The sequence below is a fragment of the Clostridium sp. UBA5119 genome (assembly GCF_002414285.1).
GTDB lineage: Bacteria > Bacillota > Clostridia > Clostridiales > Clostridiaceae > Clostridium_J > Clostridium_J sulfidigenes.
On the sequence record NZ_DHYX01000098.1, the window covers coordinates 33,144 to 39,252 of the forward strand.

Here is a 6,109-nt window from a genome sequence, read left to right on the forward strand (position 1 = left end):
AAAATAACAGAAGAACAAGCAGAAGAAATTCTATCAAGAGTTAGTGGAACTACAGAATTAAGCTTATTAGATGATGTAGATTTAATAATAGAAGCTGCAGTAGAAAATATGGAAATCAAAAAACAAATATTCAGGGAATTAGATGAAATCTGTAAACCAGAAGCAATCCTGGCTACAAATACATCTTCGCTTTCTATAACTGAAATTGCTACTGCTACAAAGAGAGTTGATAAAGTTATAGGATTGCACTTCTTTAACCCAGCTCCAGTGATGAAACTTGTAGAAATCATAAAAGGAATGGGAACATCACAAGAAACATATGATGCAATGCATGAATTAGTTATTAACATATCTAAGGAGCCAGTTCAAGTAGAAGAAGCTCCAGGATTTGTAGAAAACAGAATTTTAGTACCTATGATAAATGAAGCTGTTTGCATCTATGCAGAAGGTATTGCAAGTGCTGCAGATATAGATAAAGCTATGATGCTTGGAGCGAATCATCCAATGGGACCTCTTGCGTTAGGTGACTTAATTGGACTAGATGTTTGCTTAGCAATCATGGATGTATTATATAAAGAAACTGGAGATTCAAAATATAGAGCACACAGCCTACTTAGAAAATTCGTTAGAGCTGGACAATTAGGAAGAAAAACTGGAAAAGGATTCTTCGATTATAGTAAATAATAATAGAGTAAAAATATTATAATAAAAGAGTAAAGAATAATTTATCTTTACTCTTTTGTTTATATGAAAATAAATTAAATATAATTAAAAAAATAAAAGATAGATAAAATTATAACAATGCATCTTATGATTTATTGTAGATTTTTAAAAATAAAAGAAGTATAGTTTAAAAGGAATCATTAGAAGTTTGGAAAAATAACTGGAATTAAAGAGGATGTTTATAAAAAATGGATTTATTTGCTTGAAAATTTATAATATTTAATTTACTATATGGTTGACTATAATTAAATAAAATTATAAAATATAAGTGTAACCGACACAATATATATTCATGTAAAGGATTTAAGTCGTATTATTTAAGGATATATGGAGATTTAAGTTAGTTTATTGGACAAGTGTAATGTGGTAAAGAATCCTATCATTATTGCGCTGTTTATTTTTGCGTTTGTAACCACTATGTTAAATAAATATCTAATGTTCATATATAAATTTCAATGAAAATAGTATAATATTATATTTGGCAAAGGATATGAATTAAAATGGTGAAATATTAAATTCATATAAAAACAAAATATGTTTAAAATACGGAGGAAAGTACTATGTATAAAATTGTTGAAAAGAAAATTTTGGCACCTTCAATATTTATGATGAAGATTTTAGCACCAAGAGTAGCTAAATCAGCTCGTCCAGGTCAATTCATTATAATAAGAATGGATGAAAAGGGTGAGAGAGTACCTTTAACAGTATGTGACACAGATGTAGAAAATGGAACAGTATCAATAGTTGTACAAACAATTGGATGTACTACAAAAGCTATGGAACAATATGAAGAAGGGGATTCTTTCTTTGACTTTGTTGGACCTTTAGGAATGCCTTCTGAGCTTTTAGAAGAAGACAAAGATAAGCTAAAAAATGAAAAAATAATGTTTATATCAGGTGGAGTTGGAGCTGCACCAGTATATCCTCAAGTAAAATGGTTACATGAAAACGGAATTAAAGCTGACGTAATCATGGGATTTAAAAATAAAGAAATGGTTATTTTAGAAGAAGATATGAAAAATGTTGCAGACGATGTTTATATAGCAACTGATGATGGTAGCTATGGATTTAAAGGAATGGTTACTAATAGATTAAAATCTTTGGTTGAAGAAGGCAATAAATACGATACAGTAATTGCTATAGGACCAATGATAATGATGAAATTTGTATGTAAATTAACAGAAGAATTAGGAATAAAAACAATAGTTAGTATGAACCCAATCATGGTTGATGGAACAGGTATGTGTGGTGCTTGTAGAATAACTGTTGATGGAGAAACTAAATTTGCTTGTGTTGATGGACCAGAATTTGATGGACATAAAGTAAACTTCGATGAAGCATTAAAAAGAACAACTATGTATAAGACAGAAGAAATACAAAAGGATTCTATACAAAAAGGATGCAAAGTAGGAGGAAATAACTAATGGATAGAATGAAAAGAACTCCAATACAAGAACAAGATCCAAAGGTAAGAGCAGCTAACTTTCAAGAAGTTTGTCTTGGTTACACTGAAGAAGAAGCAGTTCAAGAAGCTTCAAGATGTTTAAATTGTAAAAATAAACCTTGTGTATCTAAATGTCCAGTTGCAATAGATATACCAGAGTTTATTCATCACGTAAAAGAAAGAGAATTTGAAAAGGCTGCAAAGTCTTTAGATAGATATACAGCACTTCCAGCAGTATGTGGAAGAGTTTGTCCTCAAGAATTACAATGCGAAAGCAAATGTGTTCTTGGAATAAAAGGTGAGGCAGTAGCTATAGGTAAATTAGAAAGATTTGTAGCTGACTGGTCAAGAAATAATAACGTAGATTTAACTCAAGAAATTCAAAAGAAAGATAAGAGAGTTGCTGTAATTGGATCAGGTCCATCAGGAATAACTTGTGCAGGGGAGCTTGCAAAAATGGGTTATGATGTAACTGTATTTGAAGCTTTACATGAGCCAGGTGGAGTTTTACTTTATGGAATTCCTGAGTTCAGATTACCAAAGGATACCGTTGTTAAACATGAAGTAAACAACCTAAGAAAATTAGGAGTTAAAATAGAAACAAATGTAGTTGTTGGTAGAACAGTTACAATAGATGAATTAATGAATGATGAGAAGTTTGATGCTGTATTTATAGGATCAGGAGCAGGACTTCCTAAGTTTATGGGAATTCCAGGAGAAAACTTAAATGGAGTATTCTCAGCAAATGAATTCTTAACTAGAAATAACTTAATGAAAGCATTTAAAGATGAATATGCTACTCCGATTAAATCTGGTAAATGTGTTGCAGTAGTTGGTGGCGGTAACGTTGCTATGGATGCTGCTAGAACAGCTTTAAGACTAGGTTCAGAAACACATATAGTTTATAGAAGAAGTGAAGCTGAACTTCCAGCTAGAGTAGAAGAAGTACATCACGCTAAAGAAGAAGGAGTTATCCTTGATTTATTAGTTAATCCTACAGAAATCCTTGGGGATGAAAATGGTTGGGTTAAAGGAATGAAATGTGTAAGAATGGAACTTGGAGAGCCAGATGCATCTGGAAGAAGAAGACCACAAGTAATAGAAGGTTCTGAGTTTACATTAGACTGTGATACTGTTATTATGTCATTAGGAACTTCACCAAACCCATTAATTCCAGCTACAACTAAAGGCTTAGAAACTAATAAATATAAATGCATAGTTGCAGAGGAAGAAACAGGACTTACTTCTAAAGAAAAAGTATATGCTGGTGGAGATGCTGTAACAGGAGCAGCTACGGTTATACTTGCTATGGAAGCTGGTAAAAAAGCTGCTAAAGCTATTGATGATCAATTAAGTAAATAAGGCATCTTCAAAAAATCAAGCCATATTTTAAAGTTATGTGAAATTCTTTAAAATATGGCTTTTTTATATGATAAATATAGTATAATGAAACTGAAAACTAGTAGATTTCTAATACATTTAAAGAAATAGTTTTAGTCATAGATTTATGACTAAAAATATAATAAATAGAGTTCTTAGCTTCTCTGAAGGTTAGAACTAATTAATAGGAAAGTAGGGTGCATAAATATGTTATTAGATGTAGTAAAAAAATATTATGGAGAAGAATATGATTTAAACTGTGCAGAGACTATGCTGTATGCTGCTAATGAAGAATATGGTTTAAACTTAAGTAAAGAAACTTTTAAAACCATGGCTGCTTTCGGTGGGGGAATGGGTGTAGAATCCACTTGTGGAGTTATCACAGGAGCAATCTCTGTTCTAGGTATTTTATTTACAAAGGAAAGAGCCCATGAAAGTGATTATGTAAAAACCCTTACTCAAGAATTTATTAAAAACTTTAATAAAGAATGTAATTCATTAAACTGTGATAAATTAAAGGAATTATATAGAAATGATGAAATAAGATGTCTTAATATAGTAGAAAAAGGTGCAGTTATATTAGATAACATAGTAACTAGAGAGAGAAATAAACATTAAGTGAGAATAATTTTAAAACTTAGTGCTGAGAATATCCTTAGCACTATTTTTAAACTAGCATCCCATAAGTGATATTTCAAGGAGGTTGATATGGATGGACTTTAAAGAAGCTATTGAAGAAAGTGGAAAAGTTATATTAAAGGATGTAAAGAATTTTGAACTTCCCCATATTTTCGATTGCGGACAATGTTTTAGATGGAACAGACAAGATAATAATAATTATATAGGTGTAGCATTCGGAAAAGTTATTGAAATTGAAAAAAAACACAATGATGTAATTATATATAATACGGATTTAAAGGATTTTAATGACATATGGATAAATTACTTTGATTTAGAAAGGGATTATTCAGCTATAAAAGAAGAATTTGAGAAGGATGAACTTTTAAAAAAAGCAGTAGAATTTGGTGTAGGAATAAGAATACTACAGCAAGACCCCTTTGAAATGCTAATATCTTTTATTATATCTGCAAATAATAGAATTCCTATGATAAAAAGAGCTATAGAGAATATAAGTAAAGCATTTGGCAAATCTATAAAGTACAAGGGAAATACATATTATGCTTTTCCAACCTTAGAGGAGTTTAGAAGAGCTACAGTAGAAGATATAGAAGCTTTAGGGGTTGGATTTAGGGCTAAGTATATATATAAGGCACTAGAAGATTTGAGTAGTGGTACCTATGATTTAAATTCAATAAAACAATGTGATGATGATGGATGTCATGAGGGTCTTAAAAATTTTAATGGAGTAGGGCCTAAGGTAGCAGATTGCATAATGCTATTTTCTATGGGAAAATACTCAGCATTCCCAGTGGATGTATGGGTGAAAAGAGCAATGCAATTCTTTTATGTGGCACCAGATGTATCATTGCCTAAAATAAGGCAGTTTGCAAGAGAGAAGTTTGGTAGTTTATCTGGATTTGCACAACAATATTTATTTTATTATGCAAGAGAAAACAATATAAAAATAGATTAAGTTAGAAATATGTTGATATATAGAACATAAACTAAGGGTATACAAGGTGGGAAAGGTATGGAGAATAAAAATAAGATAAAAAAGTATGTAATAAATGGAGTAATATGGACTATAGTTATATTAGTGTTATTAATAGCCTATTGGGAATTTTCCAAGAAATTCACTGTATTTAGAGATCCTGAAGAATTAAAAAAATTAATACTATCCTTTGGTAGTTATAGTATAATTGCATTTGTAGTGCTACAAATGATACAAGTAATAATATTCTTTATACCAGGAGAAGTTGTTCAAGTAGCAGGGGGATACATATTTGGACCTTTAGTAGGAGGAATTGCCTCCGCTGTAGGGATAATTCTTGGAAGTGTAGTTGCTTATTTTATAGCTAAATTATTTGGAAAAAAGTATATAAATAAGCTTATTGAAAAAAATAATTTAACTAAGATAAAGAGGATATTAGATGCTGGAAGTAATAATATAGTTATCTTTGTAATATACTTTATACCTGGAATACCTAAAGATATATTAGTTTATGTAGCTGGTATATCCAATGTAACTCTAAGTGATTTTATATTGTATTCTTCTGCGGGGAGATTACCATGGATAATCACATCTGCCATGTTTGGTCACGGTATACATAGTGGAGACTATGTATCTATGATAATTATAGGGGTAGTATCAGGAGTCTTATTTTTAGTCGGAATACTTAAAGGACATAGCATTATAGACTTTTTCCATAGAGCGTTAAAGCATAAAGGAAAAAATAAGAGAAAATAAGAGAAAATATTACCATGAGTGAGATATTTTAATATATTCGCTTATTTTACCAGGTTCTATTAAAATAAAAGATTTGCTTATAAAATAATAATTATATATTATTATATTGTAGTTAGCACTCAATAGTTCTGAGTGCTAATAAATAAAGATAAATAAAAAAATTATATAAATAATTAACATTAGGAGGGTTTTTT

The 6,109-nt window shown here is 30.2% G+C and carries 6 protein-coding genes; all 6 read left to right on the top strand.

The genetic code is table 11. From position 1 onward, the window contains the following. On the top strand, positions 1-684 hold a 684-nt coding region (locus B2671_RS15120), incomplete at its 5' end, for a 3-hydroxyacyl-CoA dehydrogenase NAD-binding domain-containing protein (protein WP_346871144.1). A 599-nt stretch (positions 685-1,283) separates the two neighbouring features. After that, positions 1,284-2,147, top strand: a complete 864-nt coding sequence (locus B2671_RS15125; protein ID WP_346871145.1) for a sulfide/dihydroorotate dehydrogenase-like FAD/NAD-binding protein — start codon at positions 1,284-1,286, stop codon at positions 2,145-2,147. Then, positions 2,147-3,529, top strand: a complete 1,383-nt coding sequence (gene gltA / locus B2671_RS15130; RefSeq protein ID WP_346871146.1) for an NADPH-dependent glutamate synthase — start codon at positions 2,147-2,149, stop codon at positions 3,527-3,529. The genes B2671_RS15125 and gltA overlap by 1 nt, the downstream gene beginning before the upstream one ends. A gap of 225 nt (positions 3,530-3,754) precedes the next feature. Next, positions 3,755-4,165 (top strand): C-GCAxxG-C-C family (seleno)protein, encoded by a 411-nt coding sequence (locus tag B2671_RS15135; protein WP_346871147.1) that lies wholly within the window; start codon positions 3,755-3,757, stop codon positions 4,163-4,165. Between the two features lie 94 nt (positions 4,166-4,259). Then, positions 4,260-5,141 carry a DNA-3-methyladenine glycosylase gene (locus B2671_RS15140; protein WP_346871148.1) on the top strand — a complete coding sequence of 294 codons (882 nt, stop codon included), beginning with the start codon at positions 4,260-4,262 and terminating at the stop codon, positions 5,139-5,141. Positions 5,142-5,198: 57 nt separating this feature from the next. Continuing rightward, positions 5,199-5,915, top strand: a complete 717-nt coding sequence (locus B2671_RS15145) for a TVP38/TMEM64 family protein (RefSeq protein ID WP_346871149.1) — start codon at positions 5,199-5,201, stop codon at positions 5,913-5,915. Positions 5,916-6,109 lie beyond the last annotated feature (194 nt).